At 32.2% G+C, this 24,364-nt stretch carries 26 protein-coding genes; 11 read left to right on the top strand and 15 right to left on the bottom strand.

Annotation, left to right across the window (positions count from 1 at the left end; translation table 11 throughout):
* Nucleotides 1-93: 93 nt before the first annotated feature.
* Nucleotides 94-630, top strand: a complete 537-nt coding sequence (locus H6589_04370; protein ID MCB9173822.1) for a DUF2975 domain-containing protein — start codon at nucleotides 94-96, stop codon at nucleotides 628-630.
* A 3-nt stretch (nucleotides 631-633) separates the two neighbouring features.
* Nucleotides 634-849 carry a helix-turn-helix transcriptional regulator gene (locus tag H6589_04365; GenBank protein ID MCB9173821.1) on the top strand — a complete coding sequence of 72 codons (216 nt, stop codon included), beginning with the start codon at nucleotides 634-636 and terminating at the stop codon, nucleotides 847-849.
* 12 nt (nucleotides 850-861) lie between these two features.
* Here H6589_04365 and H6589_04360 read toward each other — a convergent pair whose 3' ends face one another.
* From H6589_04360 to recF, 3 genes are read right to left on the bottom strand one after another with little or no spacing between them, the layout of a single operon-like run.
* The gene (locus H6589_04360; GenBank protein ID MCB9173820.1) at nucleotides 862-1,404 is read right to left on the bottom strand and encodes a hypothetical protein; all 543 of its coding nucleotides are present in this window, start codon (nucleotides 1,402-1,404) and stop codon (nucleotides 862-864) included.
* Between the two features lies 1 nt (nucleotide 1,405).
* Nucleotides 1,406-1,687, bottom strand: coding sequence for a DUF721 domain-containing protein (locus H6589_04355; protein ID MCB9173819.1), 282 nt, complete (start codon nucleotides 1,685-1,687; stop codon nucleotides 1,406-1,408).
* Nucleotides 1,680-2,783 (bottom strand): DNA replication and repair protein RecF, encoded by a 1,104-nt coding sequence (recF, locus tag H6589_04350; GenBank protein ID MCB9173818.1) that lies wholly within the window; start codon nucleotides 2,781-2,783, stop codon nucleotides 1,680-1,682. The genes H6589_04355 and recF overlap by 8 nt, the downstream gene beginning before the upstream one ends.
* A 172-nt stretch (nucleotides 2,784-2,955) precedes the next feature.
* Between recF and H6589_04345 the strand changes: the two genes are divergently transcribed.
* Together H6589_04345 and H6589_04340 are read left to right on the top strand one after the other, a co-directional pair.
* Nucleotides 2,956-3,645, top strand: coding sequence for a tetratricopeptide repeat protein (locus tag H6589_04345; protein MCB9173817.1), 690 nt, complete (start codon nucleotides 2,956-2,958; stop codon nucleotides 3,643-3,645).
* A gap of 59 nt (nucleotides 3,646-3,704) precedes the next feature.
* Nucleotides 3,705-4,193 (top strand): 6,7-dimethyl-8-ribityllumazine synthase, encoded by a 489-nt coding sequence (locus tag H6589_04340; GenBank protein MCB9173816.1) that lies wholly within the window; start codon nucleotides 3,705-3,707, stop codon nucleotides 4,191-4,193.
* A gap of 39 nt (nucleotides 4,194-4,232) precedes the next feature.
* Here H6589_04340 and H6589_04335 read toward each other — a convergent pair whose 3' ends face one another.
* Both H6589_04335 and H6589_04330 read right to left on the bottom strand, forming a co-directional pair.
* Nucleotides 4,233-5,792 (bottom strand): Rne/Rng family ribonuclease, encoded by a 1,560-nt coding sequence (locus H6589_04335; protein MCB9173815.1) that lies wholly within the window; start codon nucleotides 5,790-5,792, stop codon nucleotides 4,233-4,235.
* Nucleotides 5,793-6,048: 256 nt separating this feature from the next.
* Nucleotides 6,049-6,339 (bottom strand): integration host factor subunit beta, encoded by a 291-nt coding sequence (locus tag H6589_04330; protein MCB9173814.1) that lies wholly within the window; start codon nucleotides 6,337-6,339, stop codon nucleotides 6,049-6,051.
* 139 nt (nucleotides 6,340-6,478) lie between these two features.
* On the opposite strand from H6589_04330, the gene mutY reads away from it, so the two are divergent.
* From mutY to H6589_04305, 5 genes are all read left to right on the top strand, one after another.
* Nucleotides 6,479-7,537, top strand: a complete 1,059-nt coding sequence (gene mutY / locus H6589_04325) for an A/G-specific adenine glycosylase (protein MCB9173813.1) — start codon at nucleotides 6,479-6,481, stop codon at nucleotides 7,535-7,537.
* A gap of 53 nt (nucleotides 7,538-7,590) precedes the next feature.
* Complete coding sequence (locus tag H6589_04320) at nucleotides 7,591-8,013, top strand: single-stranded DNA-binding protein (GenBank protein MCB9173812.1); 423 nt, start codon at nucleotides 7,591-7,593, stop codon at nucleotides 8,011-8,013.
* Between the two features lie 134 nt (nucleotides 8,014-8,147).
* Nucleotides 8,148-9,362, top strand: coding sequence for a gliding motility-associated protein GldE (gene gldE, locus H6589_04315; GenBank protein MCB9173811.1), 1,215 nt, complete (start codon nucleotides 8,148-8,150; stop codon nucleotides 9,360-9,362).
* Complete coding sequence (gene gldD, locus H6589_04310; protein ID MCB9173810.1) at nucleotides 9,359-9,931, top strand: gliding motility lipoprotein GldD; 573 nt, start codon at nucleotides 9,359-9,361, stop codon at nucleotides 9,929-9,931. The genes gldE and gldD overlap by 4 nt, the downstream gene beginning before the upstream one ends.
* Before the next feature lie 97 nt (nucleotides 9,932-10,028).
* On the top strand, nucleotides 10,029-12,596 hold the full coding sequence (locus H6589_04305; GenBank protein ID MCB9173809.1) for a carboxypeptidase-like regulatory domain-containing protein: 2,568 nt from the start codon (nucleotides 10,029-10,031) through the stop codon (nucleotides 12,594-12,596).
* On the opposite strand, the gene H6589_04300 is transcribed toward H6589_04305, so the two are convergent.
* Genes H6589_04300 through H6589_04260 form a run of 9 tightly spaced genes read right to left on the bottom strand, consistent with a single transcriptional unit; the run spans nucleotide 12,597 to nucleotide 21,759 of the window.
* A complete protein-coding gene (locus tag H6589_04300) occupies nucleotides 12,597-13,343 on the bottom strand; it encodes a capsular biosynthesis protein (GenBank protein MCB9173808.1) in 747 nt (248 codons plus the stop codon).
* On the bottom strand, nucleotides 13,340-14,326 hold the full coding sequence (locus tag H6589_04295; GenBank protein MCB9173807.1) for an SDR family oxidoreductase: 987 nt from the start codon (nucleotides 14,324-14,326) through the stop codon (nucleotides 13,340-13,342). Before H6589_04295 ends, H6589_04300 begins: the two co-directional genes overlap by 4 nt.
* The gene (gene rfbB / locus H6589_04290) at nucleotides 14,326-15,378 is read right to left on the bottom strand and encodes a dTDP-glucose 4,6-dehydratase (protein ID MCB9173806.1); all 1,053 of its coding nucleotides are present in this window, start codon (nucleotides 15,376-15,378) and stop codon (nucleotides 14,326-14,328) included. Before rfbB ends, H6589_04295 begins: the two co-directional genes overlap by 1 nt.
* Before the next feature lie 10 nt (nucleotides 15,379-15,388).
* Nucleotides 15,389-16,678, bottom strand: a complete 1,290-nt coding sequence (locus H6589_04285) for a nucleotide sugar dehydrogenase (GenBank protein MCB9173805.1) — start codon at nucleotides 16,676-16,678, stop codon at nucleotides 15,389-15,391.
* Between the two features lie 32 nt (nucleotides 16,679-16,710).
* A complete protein-coding gene (locus tag H6589_04280; protein ID MCB9173804.1) occupies nucleotides 16,711-17,754 on the bottom strand; it encodes a Gfo/Idh/MocA family oxidoreductase in 1,044 nt (347 codons plus the stop codon).
* A 1-nt stretch (nucleotide 17,755) separates the two neighbouring features.
* Nucleotides 17,756-18,328, bottom strand: coding sequence for an N-acetyltransferase (locus tag H6589_04275; GenBank protein MCB9173803.1), 573 nt, complete (start codon nucleotides 18,326-18,328; stop codon nucleotides 17,756-17,758).
* Between the two features lies 1 nt (nucleotide 18,329).
* Complete coding sequence (locus tag H6589_04270; GenBank protein ID MCB9173802.1) at nucleotides 18,330-19,316, bottom strand: SDR family oxidoreductase; 987 nt, start codon at nucleotides 19,314-19,316, stop codon at nucleotides 18,330-18,332.
* A 3-nt stretch (nucleotides 19,317-19,319) separates the two neighbouring features.
* The gene (locus H6589_04265) at nucleotides 19,320-20,633 is read right to left on the bottom strand and encodes a UDP-glucose/GDP-mannose dehydrogenase family protein (GenBank protein MCB9173801.1); all 1,314 of its coding nucleotides are present in this window, start codon (nucleotides 20,631-20,633) and stop codon (nucleotides 19,320-19,322) included.
* Between the two features lie 10 nt (nucleotides 20,634-20,643).
* Nucleotides 20,644-21,759 (bottom strand): DegT/DnrJ/EryC1/StrS family aminotransferase, encoded by a 1,116-nt coding sequence (locus H6589_04260; GenBank protein ID MCB9173800.1) that lies wholly within the window; start codon nucleotides 21,757-21,759, stop codon nucleotides 20,644-20,646.
* Nucleotides 21,760-21,903: 144 nt separating this feature from the next.
* Between H6589_04260 and H6589_04255 the strand changes: the two genes are divergently transcribed.
* Nucleotides 21,904-22,665, top strand: coding sequence for a hypothetical protein (locus H6589_04255; protein MCB9173799.1), 762 nt, complete (start codon nucleotides 21,904-21,906; stop codon nucleotides 22,663-22,665).
* Nucleotides 22,666-22,669: 4 nt separating this feature from the next.
* Nucleotides 22,670-23,884 (top strand): 3-deoxy-D-manno-octulosonic acid transferase, encoded by a 1,215-nt coding sequence (locus H6589_04250; protein MCB9173798.1) that lies wholly within the window; start codon nucleotides 22,670-22,672, stop codon nucleotides 23,882-23,884.
* Here H6589_04250 and H6589_04245 read toward each other — a convergent pair.
* On the bottom strand, nucleotides 23,871-24,362 hold the full coding sequence (locus H6589_04245; protein ID MCB9173797.1) for a hypothetical protein: 492 nt from the start codon (nucleotides 24,360-24,362) through the stop codon (nucleotides 23,871-23,873). The genes H6589_04250 and H6589_04245 overlap by 14 nt on opposite strands.
* Nucleotides 24,363-24,364: the final 2 nt, after the last annotated feature.

Raw genomic sequence — 24,364 nt, 5'->3', positions numbered from 1 at the left:
TTAAACAACAACTATTTAATGATAATAACTATTTATTTATTGTTTATCAATAAATATATTTTATATTTGTGGCATAATTTAAACTTTAATGTTATGTCAAAAACAAACAACTTCGTATTTACAGTAATTCAAATTGTTGCTTGGATCATCTTTGTGGGCTTATGTATAGAAGCCGGAGCCATGTTAGTTAACTTTGTTTTCAGTTTGTTCAATCCTGAGTTTGTGCACAAGCTGTATCAAAAATTAGATTTAAGCGAAATGTATAATCGTAGCAAATGGGCTTTTTATAGTACGTATAGTTTTATCTTAATCATTGCTTTGTTAAAAGCGGTATTGTTTTATGTGGTTATTAAACTGGTAACTAAAATCAACTTATCAAAACCGTTCAGTAGTTTTGTTGCTAATCAAATCTCACAAATAAGTTACTACACGTTTTCTATTGGTTTATTAAGTATTATTGCTCTGCAAACCACCAAAAACTTGCAACACCATGGTTACGAAATAGACCAAGTAAGCGAGTATTGGGCAGATGGTGAAGCATTTATTTTAATGGCGGCAATTGTTTATGTTATTGCAACCATTTTCAAAAAAGGAGTTGAACTCCAAAACGAAAACGATTTAACTGTTTAAGCCATGGCAATTGTAGTAAACCTCGATGTAATGATGGCGAAACGGAAAATTTCGCTCAACGAACTTTCCGAAAAAGTGGAGTTAACCTTGTCTAACCTGTCTATTTTAAAAACTGGAAAGGCAAAAGCCATCCGTTTTAGCACCTTAGAAGCCATTTGCAAAGCCTTAGATTGTCAGCCTGCCGATATTTTAGAGTATGTCGATGATACAGAAAGTTAAGAGAAAACCGTATTATTTTATCAACGCCAAATAGTGTTTGATTTGAGTTACCAAATACTTGGTATTTTGGTTTTCGCCAATGTTAATAGTTAAATCAAAATCATCATCGCGGTATGCACCTGTTGCTCCTACTTTAAATGTAGCATTAGAAAGCGAGGCAATGTATTCCAACGGAAAATCGTTGTTTAAGTTTAAATCTATCAATAAATGGTAAGGTTTTTCAATAAAATTTTTCACATCGGTGCTTCGTGGTATAAAGCTCTTGTTTAGTTTTCGGTTATCGAAATAGGCATAACTAATGTGAGGCTTGAAAATGTCGCCCATCTCTTTTAAATTTACATAACCAAGCGCCAACACCTCTTTGTTTTGTTGTTTTAAATCAATCACCAGGTTCTTCACCACATCGCACTCTTCTTTTTGGGTCGCATTGTATAAAATACCCACCGTTTTAGCAGTTTCTAAATTGCACGAAATGGTTTTACGGTTTAGCTTTTTCTTTTCTTTAGCTAAATTAAACCTGCCTACTTTTAGTTGTATTTTCTTTATTGGGCTCAACTTATTTAATGTCTAATTGTTCAACAATTCTTCTGCCTAACTTCTGGTTCAATCGGGTAATAATTTCTTCTTTTTTAAAACTCAACTCTTGCTTTAATGCAGCCGAATCGAGTTTTACGTACAACACCTTGTTTTTAAAATTAATGCTTTTAGTGTGTTTGCAATACATTTTACCCACCAACTCCTCGTATGCTGCCACCAAATCCATTTCGTCCAATTGGTCCTGATAACCATAGGCACGCAACAGCTTGTCAATAAATGGTTTTAAGGGTTGGTCAGACATGTAGGGCTTCTCCTTTTTGTATTTTGTACGCTTTAAAAGTAATCTTTTCTTGTGTTAAAATTTCAGGTATTCGGGTTAAACTGGTGTCGGTTATAAATATTTGTCCAAAGTTACCATTCCCAACAATATTTAAGAGTTGTTTCATGCGGTTTTCGTCGAGTTTATCAAAAATATCGTCGAGCAAAAAAATTACTTTTTTGTTACTAATGTTTTTAATCAATTCGGCTTGAGCCAATTTTAAAGCCAACAAATAGGTTTTTTGTTGCCCTTGCGAACCAAACTTTTTTAAAGGTAAATCGCCAATTACAAATTCCAAATCGTCTTTGTGAATGCCAAAATTGGTATAATGGTTGGCACGGTCTTTATCCAAGTTGTTTGTCAACAAGGTATCAAAAGGCTCTTCGTTTAATTGCGACACATAATTTAAGCTCACCAACTCAAAATTATTACTCAATGTGGTGTAATACTTTTGGAAAATAGGGATAAAATCTTCCACAAATTTTTTGCGCGATTCGTAAATGGCTTGTCCGTATTTTACCAACTGCTCGTTCCAAACCTCTAGCGAATCTTTATCAAAATTTCGGTTTAACCAAAACGATTTTAATAACAAGTTTCGGTGATTCAAAGCTTTGTTGTACAACAATAAATTACTTAAATATTGATTGTCGTATTGAGCAACAATTCCATCAATAAACTTACGACGCACATCGCTTCCTTCAATAATCAACAAAATATCAATGGGCGAAATCATCACCAAAGGAATTTTACCAATGTGGTCAGCCAATCTATCGTATTGTTTTTTGTTGTGTTTTACTGTTTTTTTCTGACCGCGTTTTAAGCCGCAATACACTTTTTCTTCCTTGTTGTTTTGCAAGTATTTGCCTTCCAACACAAAAAAAGGTTCTTCGTGTTTAATGTTTTGACTATCAATGGGATTGAAATAACTTTTGCAAAACGAGAGGTAATATATAGCATCCAAGATATTGGTTTTACCCTCGCCATTGTTACCCAAAAAACAATTTACGTACTCCGAAAAATCAACATTAAGTTCGGTGCAATTTTTAAAATTTAGTACAGAAAGCTGTTTCAATAACATCATACAAAGGTATTAAGAAGAATTAATATTACATCAAGGTTTTACCACTCAATTTACAGCAAAAATTAATTAGCAAACACCTTATAAAATAAGCGATACAACTTAGTTGCTAAAATTATTGTTGGATAAGAAAAAAAAACTATTTTTGCAATCTTATAATATTTTTAAGAAAATGAGCAAGAAAAATCAAGACGAGAATAGCGAAGTAATTGTTGACGTTCAAGAAGTTTATAGTAAAACCGAACATTTTATTGATAACAACAAAAAAACACTTTCGATAGTAGTTGGTGCTATTGTAGTTGTTATAGGTATTTACTTTGCATATACCAAAATGTATATTGCTCCAATGGAAATTGAAGCTCAATCGTCGATGTTTATGGCTGAAAAGTATTTCGAAAAAGATTCGTTAGACAAAGCCATTAATGGTGATGGAATTAACGATGGTTTTGTTGATATTATCGAAAACTATGGCGGAACAAAATCTGCTAACTTGGCTCACTATTATTTAGGTATCTGTTACTTAAAAACAGGCTTATACGAAGAAGCTATTGATGAATTATCTAGCTTTAGCTCTAACGATATTATGATTAGCTCAATAGCTCTAGGCGCAATTGGCGATGCACATATGGAATTAGGCAACCTTGACGACGCAATTAAGTATTACGAAAAAGCAGCAAACAACAACGAAAATGAGTTAACTACTCCAATGTATTTGTTTAAAGCCGGTATTGTTTACGAAGAGCAAGGTGATTTTAATAAAGCTTTTGATAATTACACGACAATTAAAAACGATTACGCTGAATCTAGCGAAGGCAGAACTATTGAAAAATATTTAGCTAGAGCAGAAGCTTACAAGAAGTAATTAAAAAATTTCGAGTTTAAATATCTCATTATTTAACTATCGAATTATCTAATTAAATAATGGCTACAGCAAACAAAAATTTATCGGATTACGATGTAAATAGCATTCCAAATGCTAAAAAGATGCGTTTTGCTATAGTTGTTGCAGAATGGAACATCAACATAACCTCTAACCTTTTAAAAGGTGCTTACGATACGTTAATTAAACACGGAGCACAAAAGAAAAACATTAACGTTAAATATGTTCCAGGTAGTTTTGAGTTAGCAGTTGCTGCACAAACCATTTTAGAAAAAACCGAAGTTGATGCTGTTATTTGTTTAGGTAGTGTAATACAAGGCGATACCAAACATTTTGATTTTGTATGCCAAGCTACAGCATTAGGAATTAAAGACGTATCGTTAATGTACAATACCCCTGTAATTTTTGGTGTTTTAACCGACAACACCTTACAACAAGCCATTGACCGCTCTGGTGGAAAACATGGGAACAAAGGTGATGAAGCTGCCATTACTGCCATTAAAATGGTTCATTTCCAAAAAGAAATCTAGATTTTTTTGACATTATGGGCTTTATCCGAAGCTTAAATATTAAAGGTGAATTTCTTCGTCTTTAGCATCAAAAAATTTGTATTCCAAGAAATTGTATGAAGATGAAGGCATAATTTCAATGCTACATTTAAACTTACCCTCCCACTCTTTTCGAAGCGATGAAAACAAGCCTTTACGCTTATTAATAAATGCCTCTAAAAATGGATGAACCGTAATGTTTAATTTTTTCACCTTCAATTGCTGTGCAATGTATCTGATGTTGTTCTCTATTTCATCCACCAACAACAAGGTCGATTGCACTTCTCCGCTACCACCACAACTCGGGCATTTTTCAGCCGTTTTTATTTCCATTTCTGGACGTACTCGCTGACGAGTAATTTGTACTAAACCAAATTTGCTTGGAGGCAAAATGTTGTGTTTAGCTCGGTCGTCTTTCATGAATTCCTTCATTTTTTCATACAAAAGGTGTCGGTTTTCCGATTCTTTCATATCAATAAAATCAACCACCACAATACCTCCCATATCACGCAAACGCAACTGACGAGCAATTTCTTCGGCTGCTTCAAGGTTTACTTCAAGTGCATTTTGTTCTTGCGAACTATCTTTTCTTTTTCCACGTTGCCCACTATTTACATCAATAACGTGCAAAGCTTCAGTGTGTTCTATAATTAAGTATATACCCGATTTTAAGGTTACATTACGTCCAAACAACGATTTTATTTGTCGTTCAACCCCAAAATTGTCGAATATGGGCATTTTGCCCGAATAGAATTTTACAATCTTTTCTTTATCAGGAGCAATGGTATGCAAGTAGGTTTTTAGCTCACCATAAAGTGTTTCGTCGTTAACATGAATATTATTAAAATCGCTATTTAATAAATCCCTTAACAGCGCTGATGTTCGGTCTAACTCACCCAATACTTTTTTAGGTGCATGACCATTTTTTAGTGCATTGTAACATATTTCCCAACGATTGGTTAAATCCAACATGTCGGCATGTAAATCTGCCACTTTTTTGTTTTTAGCTACCGTACGGACAATTACACCAAACCCTTTAGGTTTAATACTTTTTATTAATCGTATTAAACGATCGCGTTCATCAGCATCCTTAATTTTTTGAGAAACAGAAACTTTGTCGGCAAACGGAACCAACACCAAGTATCGACCAGCAATAGAAATTTCAGAACTTAATCGTGGACCTTTGGTAGAAATGGGTTCTTTAGCAATTTGAACCAATATCTGCTCGTTCGATTTTAATACTTTTTCAATTTTACCTGATTTTTCAATTTCGGGTTCAAACTTAAAATCTAAAGCAGAACTATTTAAAGCTCCACCAGTTACTCCTTTGGTATATTTTACAAACGAATGAAAATTTGGACCTAAATCTAAATAATGCAAAAAGGCATCCTTTTCGTACCCAACGTTTACGAAAGTAGCATTTAGCCCAGGCATAATTTTTTTTACCTTGGCCAAATATATGTCGCCTACCGAAAAATTATTATTGTTTTTCTCCTTGTGTAATTCAAGTAATTTTCCATCACGCAGAATGGCAATAACAACTTCCTTAGGTGAAGAATCGATGATTAGTTCAACACTCATTTGAAAGTATTTGTGTACTAAAACACGAATACCCTTTAAGAATACTTAAAAGGTTTCGAGATAATTTAAAAATATAATACGAATAGATTTTGGTAAGAATGTTACCTAAATGTATCAAAAGAAATTATTTTTTCTTTTTGTGTCTATTTTTTCTTAGTCTTTTTTTACGCTTGTGCGTAGCCATCTTATGTCTTTTTCTTTTTTTTCCGCTTGGCATATCTTCTTAATTTATATTATTATAATGTCGTAAATTCTATTATTTCGTTTTCACATTTTTCTTCACTTTTTCAGCAAAAGATTTAGCTGGTTTAAATGAAGGAATAAAGTGTTCTGGAATGATAATGGTTGTATTTTTAGAAATATTTCTACCTGTTTTTTGTGCTCTTTTCTTTACCACAAAACTTCCAAACCCTCTTAGATAAACATTTTTACCACCTTCTAGAGATTTTCTTACTTCTTTCATAAACTCTTCAACAGTTCTCTGAACAGCTAATTTTTCTATACCTGTCTTGTCTGAAATCTTCGTTACTATGTCTGCTTTTGTCATTTTTAAAATACTTTTAACTATTTAAATTTCAATTAATTATCTTTTTGAGGGCTGCAAATATACAAGTTTTAATTAATACTAAAAAAAACAATATCTAATTTTAGCCTAAAAACAGGATATTTTCGATAAGATTTAATGAATGATAGATTTTTCAAGGATTTTAATAGCTTGGTACAAGCAAAACAAACGTGATTTACCTTGGCGAAACACAAAAAATCCTTACCACATTTGGCTATCCGAAATTATTTTACAACAAACCCGCGTTGATCAAGGATTAAGCTACTATAATAAGTTTGTTGAAAACTACCCTACCGTTTGCGACTTAGCCAATGCAAACCAGGAAGACGTATTGAAACTCTGGCAAGGTTTAGGATATTATTCACGAGCAAGAAACCTACATGCTACAGCCATTACCATTAGGGATGAGTACAAGAATAAATTCCCTTCTACCTTTAAAGAAGTTCACTCTTTAAAAGGAATAGGTGATTATACTGCATCAGCCATCATGTCTTTTTCATATAATAAACCCTACCCTGTTATTGATGGAAATGTTTATCGTGTTTTATCTCGCATTTTTGGAATAGAAGATTTTATTGATTCCAACAAAGGAAAAAATGTGTTTAAAGCGCTTGCAGAAGAATTGATTGATAAAAAAAATCCTGCAACATATAACCAAGCTATCATGGAATTTGGAGCAATACAATGTAAACCCAAATTACCTTTGTGTGATGATTGTTGTTTTCAAAGTAAGTGTTTTGCTTTCGCCAACAAGAAAATAAACGAACTCCCTAGAAAAGAAAAACAAACCAAACAGCGAGATAGATTCTTTAATTACTTGGTTATCTCTGATGAAAATGAACTGATTTTAAAAAAAAGAACAGCAAAAGACATTTGGATTGGTCTATTCGATTTTCCATTAATTGAAACGGATTCTGCTGTAAATGATTTTAAAAAATTAATTACCACAGAACATCAATGGCTGCTTAATAACAAAAATATTGTATCAAAATCTGATGAATATATTCATCAATTAAGTCATCAAAAAATACATGCAACCTTTTGGAATATAAAAACTAAAAAACTACAAATTACAAATGCCGATTACAATTCAATATCAATAACCAATATAGAAGATTATCCTGTTCCAAAATTGATAGAAAATTATATAAAATCATTGCTACAAAATTTGTATTTTTGATTTTTGTTCCTGCCTACGCAGGAATATAGATTGAGAATAGTGAACTGATAATTATAAAAATGGCAGGAGTTAATAAGGTAATATTATTAGGAAATTTAGGTAAAGACCCTGAAATACGTTATTTAGAGGGCGGTACCGCTGTTGCTAATTTTACTTTGGCAACATCAGAAACTTACAAAGACCGAACATCTGGTGAGCGTAAATCTATTACTGAATGGCATAACGTAGTAGTTTGGAGAGGTTTAGCTGAAATAGCTGAGAAATACCTGAAGAAAGGAAGTCAAATTTATATTGAAGGAAAACTTCGTTCTCGCCAATGGCAAGACAAAGATGGCAACAACCGATACACAACTGAAATAGTTGCTGACACCATGCAAATGGTTGGTAAAAGAGATGATAATGCGAGTAACGAATCTACTCCTTCATCACCAGATATTGAAAACAACAATGAAGTTGATGATGATTTACCATTTTAGTTTAATAAAAGAAATTTAAATTGGACGACCCCTTTCTGTATTCAAGTATCTTATTAACTAATTTCGTTAATCCTTTTTCAATAGAAATTCTAGCGAATATTCTAATTATATTGGTATTGCTCGTTTTTTCGGCTATGGTTTCTGGCTCGGAAGTAGCACTGTTCTCATTAGCACCTGCAGATTTGGATAAAATAAAAGATGCTGAAGACAAAGGCTCTGCCAACATATCTATTATTTTAAATCAACCCAAGTATTTATTAGCAACCATTTTAATTGTAAACAATGCGGTAAACATTGCTATTATTATTTTAAGCACACTAACCTTACAACAGCAATTTAATTTTTCGGCTCTGCCTTATTGGTTAGATTTTGCTATTCAAGTTATAGGGATAACTTTTTTAATTTTATTGTTTGGTGAAATTGTACCAAAAGTTTATGCCACAAAAAATGCCTTAAAAATTGCTCTTTTAATGGCTTTACCTTTAAAATTACTCATCAAAGTATTTAAGCCTATTAGTTTTTTACTTATTTATTCAACCAATTTTTTCGATAAAAATATAAAACGAAAAACCCACGATATTTCTGTTGAAGAGCTATCTCATGCTATTGATTTAACCAACGACATCCATTCCAACCAACAAGAACATCAAATATTAAAAGGAATTGTAAAGTTTGGTGAAACGAGTGTAAAAGAAGTAATGACCGCTCGTGTTAATGTGGTTTCTATCGAAAAGGAGACCCCCTTTAATGATATTATAAAAACCATACTTGATAGTGGACATTCGAGAATACCAGTTTACGAAGATTCGTTTGATAAGATATTGGGTGTTTTATACATTAAAGACATTATTCCTCACATCAACAAAGATGACAACTTTGATTGGTTACCACTTTTAAGAAACCCATTTTTTATTCCCGAAAACAAAAAGCTGGATGATTTATTAAAGGAGTTTCAGGAGCGAAAAATACATCTTGCCATTATTGTTGATGAGTACGGTGGAACTTCAGGAATTATAACCTTAGAAGATATTATTGAAGAAATAGTTGGTGAAATTAGCGACGAGTTCGACACCGAAGACATTGTTTATTCAAAACTAGATGATTCAACTTATGTTTTTGATGGTAACACTACTATTAATGATTTAAACAAAATCATTATACTAGATGACAATACCATTTTTACTGAAATGAAAAAAGAAGCTGAAACATTGGCTGGATTAATTATCGAAATTTCAGGAAAAATTCCTCAGAAAAATGAAAAAGTAAATTTCCATCATTTCAGTTTTATTATTGAAGCATCCGACAAAAGAAGGGTTAAACGAGTAAAATTAATTATCAACAAAGCATGAACTCTTTCAGAAAAATAACTGTTGTATTTTTTGCTATCCTTCTCTTTTCTTGTGAAAGCGAGTCCTTTACACCAAAACCTAAAGGTTATTTTAGGATTGATTTACCAGAAAAAAATTACGAATCCGCAACTTTAGATTGCCCTTTTACTTTTGAAAAACCAACCTATTCTGTGATAAAAATGGTTGAACAAGCTGACAAACCTTGTTGGTTTAATTTAGATTTTAACACATTAAATGCTAGTTTGTATTTTAGTTACAATCAAATTGAGAACAACATTGATAAATATTTAGAAGATTCTAGAACATTAGCTTTTAAACATTCCGTAAAAGCAACCGATATTGAGCAAATTATTATCAATTACCCTCAAAAAAAAGTGTACGGTTTAATTTACGATATTAAAGGCAATGCTGCTTCAGAGTTTCAATTTCATTTAACCGATAGTCTTAATCATTTTTTGGTTGGTTCGTTATACTTTAACACTCCTCCAAATCAAGATTCTATACAACCCGTTTTAGATTTTGTTAAACAAGATATTGAACACTTGTTTTCTACATTTGAGTGGAAGTAATGAGAAGATAATCATTGCAGAATTATTCTATCTATAATTACGCATATTTAATTATCTTTGAAATCTTCGTAAAACTTATGTATTTCTATCGCTATTAATGAACAACCTTTTAAAACTTATATTAGTACCTCTTTGGGTTGTTTTATCATTATCCTCATTCGGGCAAGAGCTTACCAAGATAAAAGGAAAAGTAATAGATGCTATTACTAAACAACCTTTGCCTTTTGTAAATATTTCATTTGTAGGTGCTAACATTGGTACTACAACCGATTTTGATGGAAATTATTACCTAGAAACCCAATGGGCAACATCAAAATTATTGGCCTCATTTGTTGGTTATAAAGTTGATACGGTACGTGTACAAAAAGGTAAAACTCAAACCCTAAATTTCACCTTAGAAGAAACAAGTATAACCATGCAAGAAGTAACTATTGTTGCTGAAAAAACTAAATATAGAAATAAAGACAATCCTGCGGTAGACTTGATAAAAGAAGTTATTGATAGAAAAGACAAGAACCGTAAAGAAGCCATGGATTTTTACGAGTTCAATAAATATGAGAAAATTGAAATCGACATCAATAACCTTACTGAAGATTTTTTAAATAAAGGATGGTTAAAAAAGAATTTTCAGGTTGTAATTGATAACATCGATACTTCTGAAGTTAATGGTAAACCTTTCTTACCAATCTATTTGCGAGAAACTGCCAGCAAAGTATATTATAGAAAATCACCCAAAACTGAAAAGGAGTATCGTTCAGGAACCAAACAAACAGGGTTTGAAGGATATGTAGATGAAGATGGTTTGTCGTTTATTATGGATAAACTCTACCAAGATGTAGATATTTACGACAACTCCATATATCTCCTAGCTCACGAGTTTACAAGTCCAATATCGGTTTTAGCACCAACCATTTACAAGTTTTTTATTATTGATACTACCGAAGTAAACGGTCAGAGCTGTATAAATTTAGCTTTTACACCTCGTAATAAAGCAGACTATGCTTTTACTGGGAGTTTATATGTTTTAAACGATGGCACCTATAACATTGCTAAAGTTAGCATGAGTGTGCCTAAACAAATTAATGTGAATTTTGTTAAGGATTTAAGCTTAGAGCAAGAGTTTACACAATACCATGATAGTATTTGGATGTTGAGTAAAGACAAACTAATTATCGACTACAATATCACAAAAAAAGGGAGAGGTTTTTTCGGGAATAGAACCGTTTTTTATAACAATTTCGATTTTAACAAAGAACAAGCTGATAGTATCTACAACCCTATTGAAAAATTGATTAAAGTTGAAGATAACACTAATCAAACAGAAGAATTTTGGACTACAGCTCGTCCAGACACCCTTACCAAAAGTGAGAAAGGTGTTTATGTTATGATTGATAGCATCCAAAATATTAAATCGTACAAACGGTTTATGGATGTTGCTTTTTTGTTAATTACCGGTTGGCATAGTGTAGGGAAAATTGAAATTGGCCCGATTAACACCTTTTATAGTTTTAACCAAGTAGAGGGTTTTCGTATACGTGGTGGTTTTAGAACTACGCCAAAGTTTATCGAAAACATGATGTTTGAAACTTATTTAGCTTATTCAACCAAAATTGAAGAGTTTAAATACTTTGGAGGATACACCTACTCTTTCAATAAAAACTTTTTAACCAACCCACAACATAAAATAACTGCTTCCTATCAGCATGAAACCAATTTTCCTGGTCAAGACCTTCAGTTTTTAAATGATGATAATTTTTTGTTGTCGTTTAGAAGAGGAAATGCTGGTAGAATGTTGTTTTTTGATTCATATAAATTAAATTACATAAAGGAATATACTAGTGGCTTTTCTTACAATTTAATTTACGAAAACAAAATTCAAAAACCGATTGGTTCGCTTGAGTTTCTTAGCAGCGACACATTAATGAAACGTAGTTTTAACAACATTAAAACCGATAATGTAAGTGTTAATTTACGTTTTGCACCTAACGAACAATTTTATCAAGGTAAAAACTTTAGAATGCCAATACCTAATAAATACCCAATTTTTAACCTACGTTTTACTCAAGGAATAAATGGTTTTATTAATGGCGATATTAACTATACAAGATTATCTGCCAACATTTCCAAACGATTTTTTATGGGTTTAATTGGCTATTCTGATACCGAGTTTGAAGCAGGAAAAGTATTTGGAAAAGTACCCTTTCCATTATTGAATTTACCACAAGCCAATCAATCGTTTTTTTTACAAGAAACATCGTTTAACTTAATGAACTTTATGGAATTTATGAGCGATGAGTACGTAAGCTTGAAAATCACCCACAGTTTTAACGGCGCTATTTTAAATAGAATACCTTTACTTAAACACCTTAAATTACGCGAAATAGCTTCTTTAAAATTTATGTATGGTCGTTTAACCAACGAAAACAATCCTGATGTTCAAAAAGATGTTTTTTTGTTTCCAATGAACGAACGTCGAGAATCTATTACTTATCAATTTAAAGATGGAATACCTTATGCTGAAGCCAGTATTGGTGTTTCTAATATCTTTAAAATATTTAGGGTTGATTTATTGCAACGATTAACTTATTTAGACAACCAAGATATTGGTTCTTTGTTTGGAGTTAAAGGTCTAGCAATACGTGCCAAAGGAAAAATCGATTTTTAATTACAACTGAGCGTTTTTCAGATTTAAATTCTTAGCCAAAATATTAAAATACTTAGAATTAGCGTAAGACTTTAAAATTTCAAGGTGATCCATTCTGTGGCAATCCGTACCAACAAAATCAATTAAATCTGCGTCCACTAATTTCTCTGCAATCTTTTTTACATCGGGTGAGTAATGCCCCGTAAGCGATAATAAATTAAGTTGCAACAATACTCCTTTTGATTTTAGTTCTTCATACTTTTCAAAATCTTTGTGCCAAAAGCTATAACGCTCTGGGTGAGCTAAAATAGGTCGGTACCCTGTTGTTTGAAACTTAAAAACAATTTCCTGAAAGTTACGTGGTTCTTGCATAAAAGGAAGTTCAAACAACACCAAGTTATCTCCAAAAGTCAAAATCTTTTTATTATCAATAATGGCTTCTAAACCATCATCTAAGTTGTACTCGGCTGCTGCTGAAATCTCAAAATCAATTTGTTGTTTTTTTAATTCTGCTCTTACTTTTTCTAGCCCGCCTAAAATAGTTTCTGGGGTATTTTTGTAATAATCGCTCATTACATGAGGTGTGGTTATAATTTTCTTATAACCCATTGCTTTAAACTCTTTTATTAACGTAATAGAAGTTGCTACATCAGGAGAGCCATCGTCAATTCCTGGTATCAAATGCGAATGCATATCAGCTCCAAAAACCGAGAAATCTATAGCTTCAAAACGCTCTTTTTTACCGAATATGTTGCTTAAAAAACTCAAATATTGTTTTGTTTAAACCAATCAATGGTAATTTTTAATCCTTCTTCAATAGAAAAACTAGGATTATAATCAATCAACTCTCGTGCTAACGAAATATCTGCCAACGAGTCTTTTACATCTCCTTTACGTTCGGCTCTATAAATAGGTTCAACGTTGTTTCCAACAGCATTTCTAATCATAAAAAACAACTCGTTAATGGTTGTTCTTCCTCCAAAAGCAATATTTAGCACTTTTCCTTTCACCTCTTTTTCGGTAAACAATGCTTTAATATTTGCTTGAACAACATTTTCTACAAAAGTAAAATCTCTACTTTGCTCACCACTACCATTTATAAATGGTGATTCATTTTTCAATACTGCATCCATAAACAATGGGATTGCCGCAGCGTACGGTCCGTTGGGGCTCTGATTTGGACCAAAAACGTTAAAATATCGTAACCCAACCACATCTAAATTATACGTCAATGCAAATACATTGGCATACAGTTCTTTGGTTCGTTTGCTTACGGCATAAGGCGATAATTGATTACCTATTCGATCTTCCACTTTTGGTAATTCTTTACTATCGCCATAAACTGAAGAAGAGCTAGCAAAAACGATACGTTTAACACTAGAATCTTTAGCTGCAGTTAAAATATTTAAAAAACCTGTTGCGTTGGCTTGATGTGTTGCCAGTGGGTTTTCAATACTACGAGGCACAGAACCTAACGCTGCTTGATGTAAAACATAATCAACACCACCAACGGCTTTTACACAAGTATCAAAATCAGTAATATCGCCTTCTATAAATTGAAAATTGGGCAAACCAATAAATGGTTGAATATTTTTTAGATAACCGTTTGATAAATTATCTAACACCACTACTTTACCTGCATTATATTTGATAAGATACTCTACAAGGTTTGACCCAATAAATCCGGCTCCACCTGTAACCAAAAAAGTACTTTTGGAAATAGCTGTTTTATGAAATGGTGTATTAAACATTAACGGTTTACATATTGATTTTGGTAATACTTTTGGTATTCACCAGAAGTAACATTATTCAACCAATCTTCGTTATTTAAATACCAATCGATGGTTTTTTCAATACCCTCTTCAAATTGAAGAGATGGCAACCAACCTAAATCGTTTTTTAATTTAGTAGAATCAATAGCATATCTTAAATCGTGACCTGCTCTATCGGTTACATAAGTAATTAATTTTTCTGATTCGCCTTCTGGTCGACCTATTTTTTTGTCCATCACTTTACAAATCACCTTTATCAAATCAATATTTTTCCATTCATTATGTCCGCCAATGTTATAAGTTTCGCCAATTTTTGATTGATGAAAGATCACATCAATAGCTCTTGCATGATCTTCTACCCACAACCAATCTCTAACATTTTCTCCTTTTCCATAAACTGGAAGCGATTTGTTGTTTTTGATGTTATGAATGAACAATGGTATTAACTTTTCTGGAAACTGATGCGAACCGTAATTGTTAGAACAATTAGATATTACAACAGGCAATCCGTACGTATGATAATAAGCTCTAACCAAATGGTCGGAACTAGCTTTTGATGATGAATAAGGACTTCGTGGGTCATAAGGGGTTGTTTCTTCAAACATTCCTGTTTCTCCTAATGAGCCATATACTTCATCAGTTGAAACATGATAAAATAACTTATCTGATTTATCTTTCCAAACACGTTTTGCAGCATTTAACAAATTTGCAGTACCAACAACATTCGTCATAATAAACTCCATCGGATTGGCAATAGACCTATCCACATGAGACTCTGCAGCCAAATGTATTACCGCATCAAATTGATATTTATCGAACAATTGATGAATAAAATCTGCTTCTACAATGTCGCCTTTTACAAACTCATAATTATTAGCATTTTCAATATCCGTTAGATTGGCTAAATTTCCTGCGTAAGTTAATTTATCAAGATTGATAATCTTATAATTAGCATATTTATTAACTAGTAATCGAACCAAATGAGAGCCAATAAATCCAGCTCCACCTGTTATTAAAATAGTTTTATTCATTCATTTATAATTATAGACTCCAATAGGTAAGATTTTTTATTTTACCTCTAAATGCTCCTTTTAAATCCACAATAACTGGATTTTCAGAAGTAATCGAGTCAAAGTATTTTTCATCTAAACTTAAATAGTCTTTGTGATTTACAGCAATCACAACAGCATCATAATCTTTTGCCAATTTATCAACCAAACCAAACCCATATTCATGCTTCAATTGTTCTGAATCTGCGTGAGGATCAACCACTTCTACTTTTGCTCCAAATGAAATAAATTCTCTTACCACATCAGCTACTTTTGAGTTTCTAATGTCGCTTACATCTTCCTTAAATGTTGCTCCCATCACCAATACTTTTGATTGAGCGATGTTTTTACCAGCAGCAATAATTTTTTTAACCGTTTGTTTAGCAACGTAACCTCCCATTGAATCGTTTACAAAACGACCAGCATTTATAATTTGAGCATGATACCCCAGCTCTTTTGCTTTGTACGTTAAATAATAAGGATCCACACCGATACAATGTCCTCCTACTAAGCCTGGCGAAAATTTTAAAAAATTCCATTTTGTTCCAGCAGCTTCTAAAACATCATAAGTATTGATTCCCATTTTATTAAAAATGATGGAAAGCTCATTAACCAAGGCAATGTTTAAATCTCTTTGGGTATTTTCTATAATTTTAGCAGCCTCAGCTACCCTGATTGTTGTTGCTCTATGTACTCCAGCTTTCACAACAGTTTCATATACCTTAGCAATTTCCTCTAACGATTCTGGACAACAACCCGAAACAACTTTAATCACATTTGTTAATGTATGAGTAGTATCTCCTGGATTTATTCTTTCTGGTGAATAACCTACTTTAAAATCTGTCTTAAATTTTAACCCTGATATTTCTTCTAAAACTGGAATACAATCTTCTTCAGTACAACCTGGGTAAACTGTAGATTCAAAAACTACATAATCTCCTTTTTTCAATACTTTTCCAACTGTTTTAGACGCACCGATTAGTGGTGATAAATCTGGTAAATTATGATTATCAATAGGCGTTGGAACTGCTACCACAAAAAAAGTAACATCCTTTAAATCGTTCAAGTCAGCTGTAAAATATATATCACAACCTTCAAATGCTGAAGATTGAAGTTCTTCACTTGGGTCAATTTTGTTGCGCATCATATCAACACGTTTTTGGTTGATATCAAAACCTACCACTTGCATAGATTTAGCAAATTCTAATGCTATTGGCAACCCAACATAACCTAAACCGATAACAGCTATTTTAGTCTCTTTGTTTTTTAGTTTCTTGTAAATACTCATTATTATTTCTCTTTAATTAAAAATAATTAATTGTTTTTTAAAAGTGATTTATCTCTTAATGCGTAAATTCTTTCGATGATATCAACAACTTTTAAACCTTCTAAAGCATTAGTTGTTGCAGATGTTCTTCCTTTTAATGTATTGATAACATTTTCAATAATGTAATGATGGTTTGCTGCTGATCCTTTGTAAGGTCCATAATCATTCGGAGGATTGGCTGCGGCTAATTTGGGCATCTCGTAACCATCAATATTACATACCTCTACTTCGTTCATGTATTGACCACCTATTTTTACACTACCATTTCTACCTATTATGGTAATACTACTTTCCAAATTTTGAGTCGCAACAGCAGTAGAATAATTTAAAGAACCCATTCCACCGTTTATAAAATCGAAACTTACAAAACCAGAATCTTCAAAATCAGTTGAGTCTTGATGAGTAAAATCTTTAAATTTTCCTTGAATATTAGTGATATCACCAAACAACCAATACATAATATCTATAAAATGAGAAAATTGAGTAAACAATGTTCCTCCATCTAATTGTTGAGTGCCTTTCCATCCACCTTTTTTATAATATCTATCATCTCTATTCCAATAACAATTCAATTGTACCATAAAAATATCTCCTAAAATTCCCTTTTCAACCACCTCTTTAATCCAAACTGAAGGTGGTGAGTACCTATTTTGCATTACACAGAAGAAATTTTTAGATACTTGTAATGCTTTGAAGATAACCTCTTCACAGTTTGCTTTTGTTAACCCCATCGGTTTTTCACAAACCACGTGATATTTTTTTTCTAATGCTTTTTTGGAATGTTCAGCATGTAAGCCATTTGGAGTACAAATGTTAACAACATCAATTTCTAAGTTTGAGTTTAATAAATCATCAATAGAATTAAAAAAAGGAACATTATACTTTTCTATTCCCAAACTATTTTTGTCTCCCTCATCACACAAAGCCATCAATTCTGATTCTTGATTTCCAACAATCATTTCAGCATGTCGTTTACCAATATGTCCACAACCTACTACCGCAAATTTTATTTTCTGATTTTCAGCAATCATGTTATATTTTTTTGACTGAATTATTTTCTAATTTATATTTTTCTTTACTCTCCATACATGTTGCTATACCTTCCTTGTCAAAGTCTAATCTGTGTCCATATTCACTAACCCACCCTATTTGTTTTGCTGGATTACCAACCCATAACGAATAAGCAGGAATATTTTTGGTAACAACTGCACCAGCACCAATAAAAGCATATTCGCCAATATCATGACCACAAACAATAGTAGCATTAGCACCTATTGATGCACCTTTCCCTACGTGAGTTTTTAAATAATCTCCTCGTCTGTTTATTGCACTTCTTGGATTCAAAACATTTGTAAAAACCATTGAAGGTCCTAAAAACACATCATCATCGCAAGTAACTCCCGTGTAAATAGAAACGTTATTTTGAATTTTAACATTTTTACCCAAAATAACTTCTGGCGAGATAACTACATTTTGACCAATGTTACACCCTGCACCAAGTTTGCAATTTGGCATGATATGCGAAAAATGCCAAATCTTTGTTCCTTCTCCTATTTCACAACCCTCATCAACGATGGCTGTTTCATGTGAAAAATAATTACTCATCTTACTTTTTTATATATTCATCAAAGTTTTTATGATCCACCTTGTATAAATCTTCTTCCGTTAAACTTCTAAAATAGTCATATGTAATTTTCAACCCTTCGGCACGACTTACTTTTGGTTCCCAATTTAAAATAGAACGTGCTTTATCAATGTTTGGTTGTCGTTGCATGGGGTCGTCAACAGGTAATTCTTTAAAAATTATCTTTTGATTCGTTCCTGTCAATTTTATAATTTCTTCAGCAAACTCCAAAATAGTAATTTCATCTGGATTACCAATATTAACTGGTTCGGCATAATCGCTCATTAATAAACGATAAATTCCTTCAATTAAATCATCTACATAACAAAATGAACGTGTTTGATTTCCTTTTCCAAAAACGGTTAAATCTTGCCCTCGTAAAGCCTGGCCAATAAATGCAGGTAAAACTCTACCGTCATTTAAACGCATGCGAGGTCCATAAGTATTAAAAATACGTACTATTCTTGTTTCCACTCCATGATAACGATGGTAAGCCATAGTTATCGCTTCCTGAAATCTTTTTGCTTCGTCATAAACACCTCTAGGTCCAACTGGATTTACATTACCCCAATATTCTTCTGTTTGTGGATGAACCTTAGGGTCTCCATAAACTTCAGAAGTTGATGCTATTAACATCCTTGCATTTTTTGCTTTGGCTAGCCCCAATAAATTATGTGTACCTAAAGACCCAACTTTTAAGGTTTGAATAGGAATTTTTAAATAATCAATTGGTGATGCGGGAGATGCAAAATGTAAAATGTAATCTAACTCTCCCTCAAAATTAATATGTTCTGAAACATCGTGTTTAACAAACCTAAAATTAGGTTCATTTGACAAGTGTTGTAGATTTCTCATATCTCCTGTAATAAGATTATCCATTCCTACTACAAAAAATCCCTCTTTCAAGAATCTATCACATAAATGAGAGCCTAAAAAACCTGCTGCACCTGTTATTAAAACTTTTTTCATAACCTATCCTCTCACTAATATTCGTCCAATACTACTATAATAAAAACCCAATTCTTTCATTTCAGCAATATCATATAAATTTCTTCCATCAAAAATTACTTTTTGTTTCATTTCTTTTGACATCACATCAAAATCAGGGTTTCTAAACACTTGCCATTCTGTTGCAATAACTAATGCATCAACACCTTTTATAGCCTCGTCTCTGCTTGTAGCAAAAGTGATTTTGTTACCATATTTTTCAGCTACATTCTCCATTGCTTCTGGGTCGTAAGCAACAATTTTTGCACCTTCGGCTAATAATTCATCAATAACATATAAAGCTGGAGCTTCTCTAATGTCATCAGTATCTGGTTTAAAAGCTAAACCCCAAATGGCAATTTTTTTATCTTTCAAATCATTTTTAAAGTATTCTTTAATTTTAGGAACAATAATGGTTTTTTGCTCTTCATTTATACGCATTACCGATTCTAGTATACCAAAGTTGTAGCCATATTCTTTACCCGATTTAGCTAAAGCTTGAACATCTTTTGGAAAACAACTACCGCCATAACCAATACCAGGGAACAAAAATCGTTTTCCAATTCTTGAATCTGAACCTATTCCAATACGAACCATATCCACATCAGCACCTACTTTTTCACAAAAGTTTGCAATCTCATTCATGAAGGTAATTTTTGTTGCCAAAAATGAGTTTGCTGCATATTTTGTTAATTCTGCAGATTTTTCATCCATAAAAATGATTGGATTTCCTTGTCGAACATAAGGTTTATATAGGTGATTCATTATTTCTTTTGCTTTCTCTGAAGAAGTTCCTATAACAACTCTATCAGGTTTCAAAAAATCGTCAACAGCATAGCCCTCTCTTAAAAATTCAGGGTTTGATACAACATCAAAATCAACAGTTGCATTTTTTGCTATTGCTTGCCTAACCTTCTCAGCTGTACCAACAGGTACTGTGCTTTTATCAACAACAACCTTGTAGTCTGTAATGATTTTACCAAGAGTATCTGCTACACCCAAAATATAAGATAAATCGGCTGAACCATCCTCATCTGGAGGGGTTGGCAATGCAAGGAAAATTATTTTAGCATCTTTAATCGCTTCATTAATATCTGTAGTAAACTTAAGCCTTCCTTGTTTGATATTTCTTTCAAACAATACATCTAAATGAGGTTCATAAATTGGAATCTCACCATTTCTCATTTTTTTAACTTTGGCTTCATTGATATCAACACAAATCACATTGTTTCCCGTTTCAGCAAAACATGTCCCTGATACTAAACCAACATAACCTGTACCTATAACTGCAATATTCATATTATTCAAATTATTTATTTACAAATTCTAAAACCGAATCGGTAATGTATTTTAATTGTTCTGTTGTTAATTCAGTATGCATTGGTAGAGAAAAAACAGACTCACACAAGGCATTGGTAACTTCAAAATCTTCGTGTTTCATTTGAGGAGTTTTATAAGCCTCCTGAGTATGAAGTGGAACTGGATAATAAATCATACATGGGATACCTTTAGTTCCTAAATATTTTTGAAGTTCAAAATGGTCTACTCCACAACCTACAAGTGTATATTGATGAAAAACATGTGTTGATTTTGGATCTCTTACTGGAGTTTTTATTTTTTCGCAAGAAGCAAAAGCTTTATCATAATAATTAGCTGCTTCATTTCTTGCTTTAGCATAATTATCCAATTGTCTCAATTTGATTCTCAAAATAGCAGCCTGTATTGAATCTAACCTTGAGTTTACTCCCAATCTCTCGTAGTAATATCTTTCACCCATACCGTGATTAACAATTGAACGGCAAATTGCGGCATAATTATCATCATTCGTAAATATTGCTCCACCATCGCCATAACAACCTAAATTTTTAGATGGAAAAAATGAAGTTGTTCCAATATGCCCAATTGTTCCAGCTTGTTTAACTTCTCCATTACTAAACGTATATTCAGCTCCTATTGCTTGAGCAGTATCCTCAACCACAAATATGTTTTTTGCAGCCGCAATTTTCATGATTTCTTCCATGTTGGCACATTGACCAAATAAATGAACTGGAACGATTGCCTTAGTTTTTGAAGTTATTGCTTTTTTTAATTTTTCGACATCCATATTGTATGTGTCAGCATCAACATCAACCAAAACAAGGTTTAATTGAAGCACGCCAATTACCTCAGGTGTTGCAGCAAAAGTAAAATCTGAAGTAATTACTTCATCTCCAGGTTTTAAATCAAGAGCCATTAAAGCTATTTGCAAAGCATCTGTTCCATTAGCACAAGGAATAACATGTTTTACTTTTAAAAATGATTCTAGTTCTTTTTGAAAAGATTGCACTTCAGGTCCATTAATATATGCTGTAGACTCAATAACATCAAGAATAGCAGCGTCAACCTCAGATTTTATTTTTTGATATTGACCTTTAAGGTCAACCATTTGAATATTCATGTTTTGAACAATATTATTAAACAATGGCTGCTAAATTAAATAAAAACTCTGTTATAAGTGTTAATTTTATGGCATTAAAAGTCTTGCCAATAAATAGGACTTTTATTCGTTTATTTGTATCAATTATTGACTATGCGAAACCTTTTCATCATCATATCCATTTTATTTCATTCTGTTCTTTATGCCCAGTTTGGAAGATCTCAAAACGAACTAAAAGATTCTGCTTTTACTATTCCGATGATTACAGCACATTATGGTATGCATTGGAAAGCTGGAGAAATTGCCAATCGATTTGGGAGAAATAATGCAGTAGGAGGTACTTTTACTATTAAAAACAAAAAAAACTGGTATTATGGCATAAAAGGTAGTTTTAACTGGGGTGGCGATGTAAAAGAAACAACTATTGTTGATAATATTAAAACCAGTGATGGCTATGTAATTGATGATGAAGGTAGACTTACATATATTTATTTGGAAGAACGAGGAACATCATTCTTTTTAGTGGGAGGAAAACTCATCAATAAATTTACCAACAATAAAAACTCGGGTATTTTAATTTACGGAGGACTTGGTACGCTGCATCATAAAATTCGAATTGCTTTTAAAGATGATATTAAAAGCTTATCTGACGAATACAAAAAAGGATATGATCGGCTATCGTTTGGTTTAGCAGCAAATTGTTTTATTGGCTATATGCATTTAAGTAAAAATCGGTTTTTGAACTTTTATGGCGGTTTCGACCTAATTTACGGGCAAACACAAAGTTTAAGAAAATACAATTACGACACTCAAAAAGCCGATACCGATTATATGTCGAACATCCTTTATGGATTTAATGTTGGCTGGATAATTCGTTTAAATAGAAGAACAAGAGACGAATTTTACTACAACTAAAAAAGTGATTCTCTTTTATCAAATATCTATTCAACTTTATGCATTTGGAATTAGAATTGCTTCACTATTTAAGCCAAAAGCAAAGTTATGGGTTGAAGGAAGGCAACATCTTCTTCAAAAAATAGAAACCACCATTAATAATTCGGAAAACCATGTTTGGTTTCATTGTGCTAGCCTTGGAGAATATGAACAAGCAAAACCCATAATTGAAAAAATAAAGTTAGAATATCCAAATTATACGATTTTAGTTACATTTTTTTCACCTTCTGGTTACGAACTACGGAAAAATGATTCTTTAGTTGATTATGCTTTTTATTTACCAATCGATACCATTTCAAATGCAACATCTTTTATTGAACTAGTTAATCCAAAAATGGTATTTTTTGTGAAATATGAATTTTGGTTCAATTATATTTTGCAATTAAAAGCTAGGAACATTCCTACTTATCTTGTTTCTGGGGTTTTTAGAACCGACCAACTCTTTTTTAAATGGTATGGAAAATGGTATAAAAAAGTATTAAATGGTTTTACTCACTTTTTTGTTCAAAACGAAGCATCAAAAAGGCTTTTAAATGAACATGGGTTTAATAATGTTACTTTAAGTGGTGATACACGCTATGACAGGGTTTTTGAAAACTCACTAAATCCAACAGAATTGCCGTTAATTGCAAAGTTTAAAGAAAATAAGTTGTTAATGGTTGGAGGAAGCACATGGCAACCAGAAGAACAAATTTTAGCTAGTTTTAGTAATACAGGCTTTAAAATTATTGTTGCTCCTCATGATATTAGCGAGTCTCACATTAAGCAAATAGAACACCTTTTTAAAAATAAATGTTTGAGATACAGTAACGCCACGCTAGAAAATGTGCTAAATGAAAGCGTTTTGATTATTGATAATATTGGAATATTATCCAACATTTATCAATACAGTGATGTTTCATTGATTGGAGGTGGGTTTAGTGGCTCTTTACACAATATTTTAGAGCCAGCTTGTTTTGGAAATGTAGTTTTGTTTGGGTCAAAGCATATTAAATATCATGAAGCTCAAGAACTAATCAACCAGAAAGGAGCTTTTGAAATTAATAATGAAACCGATTTTAATACAATTTTAGATTCCTTACTTGAGAATCTTGATATATATCAAAAAAATAGCTCCAACTTTGTAAAAAACAAAATTGGAGCTACTTCAAAAATTGTAGATTATCTTAAGTCAAACTAACCAATTGTTTGTGCCAACTATCCTTTAAAGATATTTTCCACGCTAAATCAAATTCTTTTTTTGTTGTAATGGTATTGTTAAACACTATTGTATTATCAGTCAATTCTCCTTTCTCATACATCACACCTAAATCACTCATTTTAAACACTGTAGCTACATTGTTTTTTAAATAAGCTAAATTCATGCGATTCAGGAATTCAACCTCTAATTCTTGTTCCAATTCTTTCATTAAGCGCACCTTTCTATCTTGTGCTGACCCACACATTCTATCACTTTGTTCATCAACAAAAAACACCACAAACAATTGATTTAACACATCGAAATCTGCTTTTAATAAACTTCCATGTGATTCCCAATTACTAACAAAATCATCTATCCTTACTTTTAAAAAATTTACATCATCTTCATCCAATAATCTAGATGATTGATACACCCAAACCTTACTATTTTCAGGGAATTTTTTATACTCTTCGTTCATGT

It is taken from the genome of Flavobacteriales bacterium, assembly GCA_020635795.1.
Taxonomy (GTDB): Bacteria; Bacteroidota; Bacteroidia; order Flavobacteriales_E; family Vicingaceae; genus Vicingus.
The sequence above is the reverse complement of the archived record's forward strand: the minus strand, read 5'-3'. Positions and strand labels throughout refer to the sequence as shown.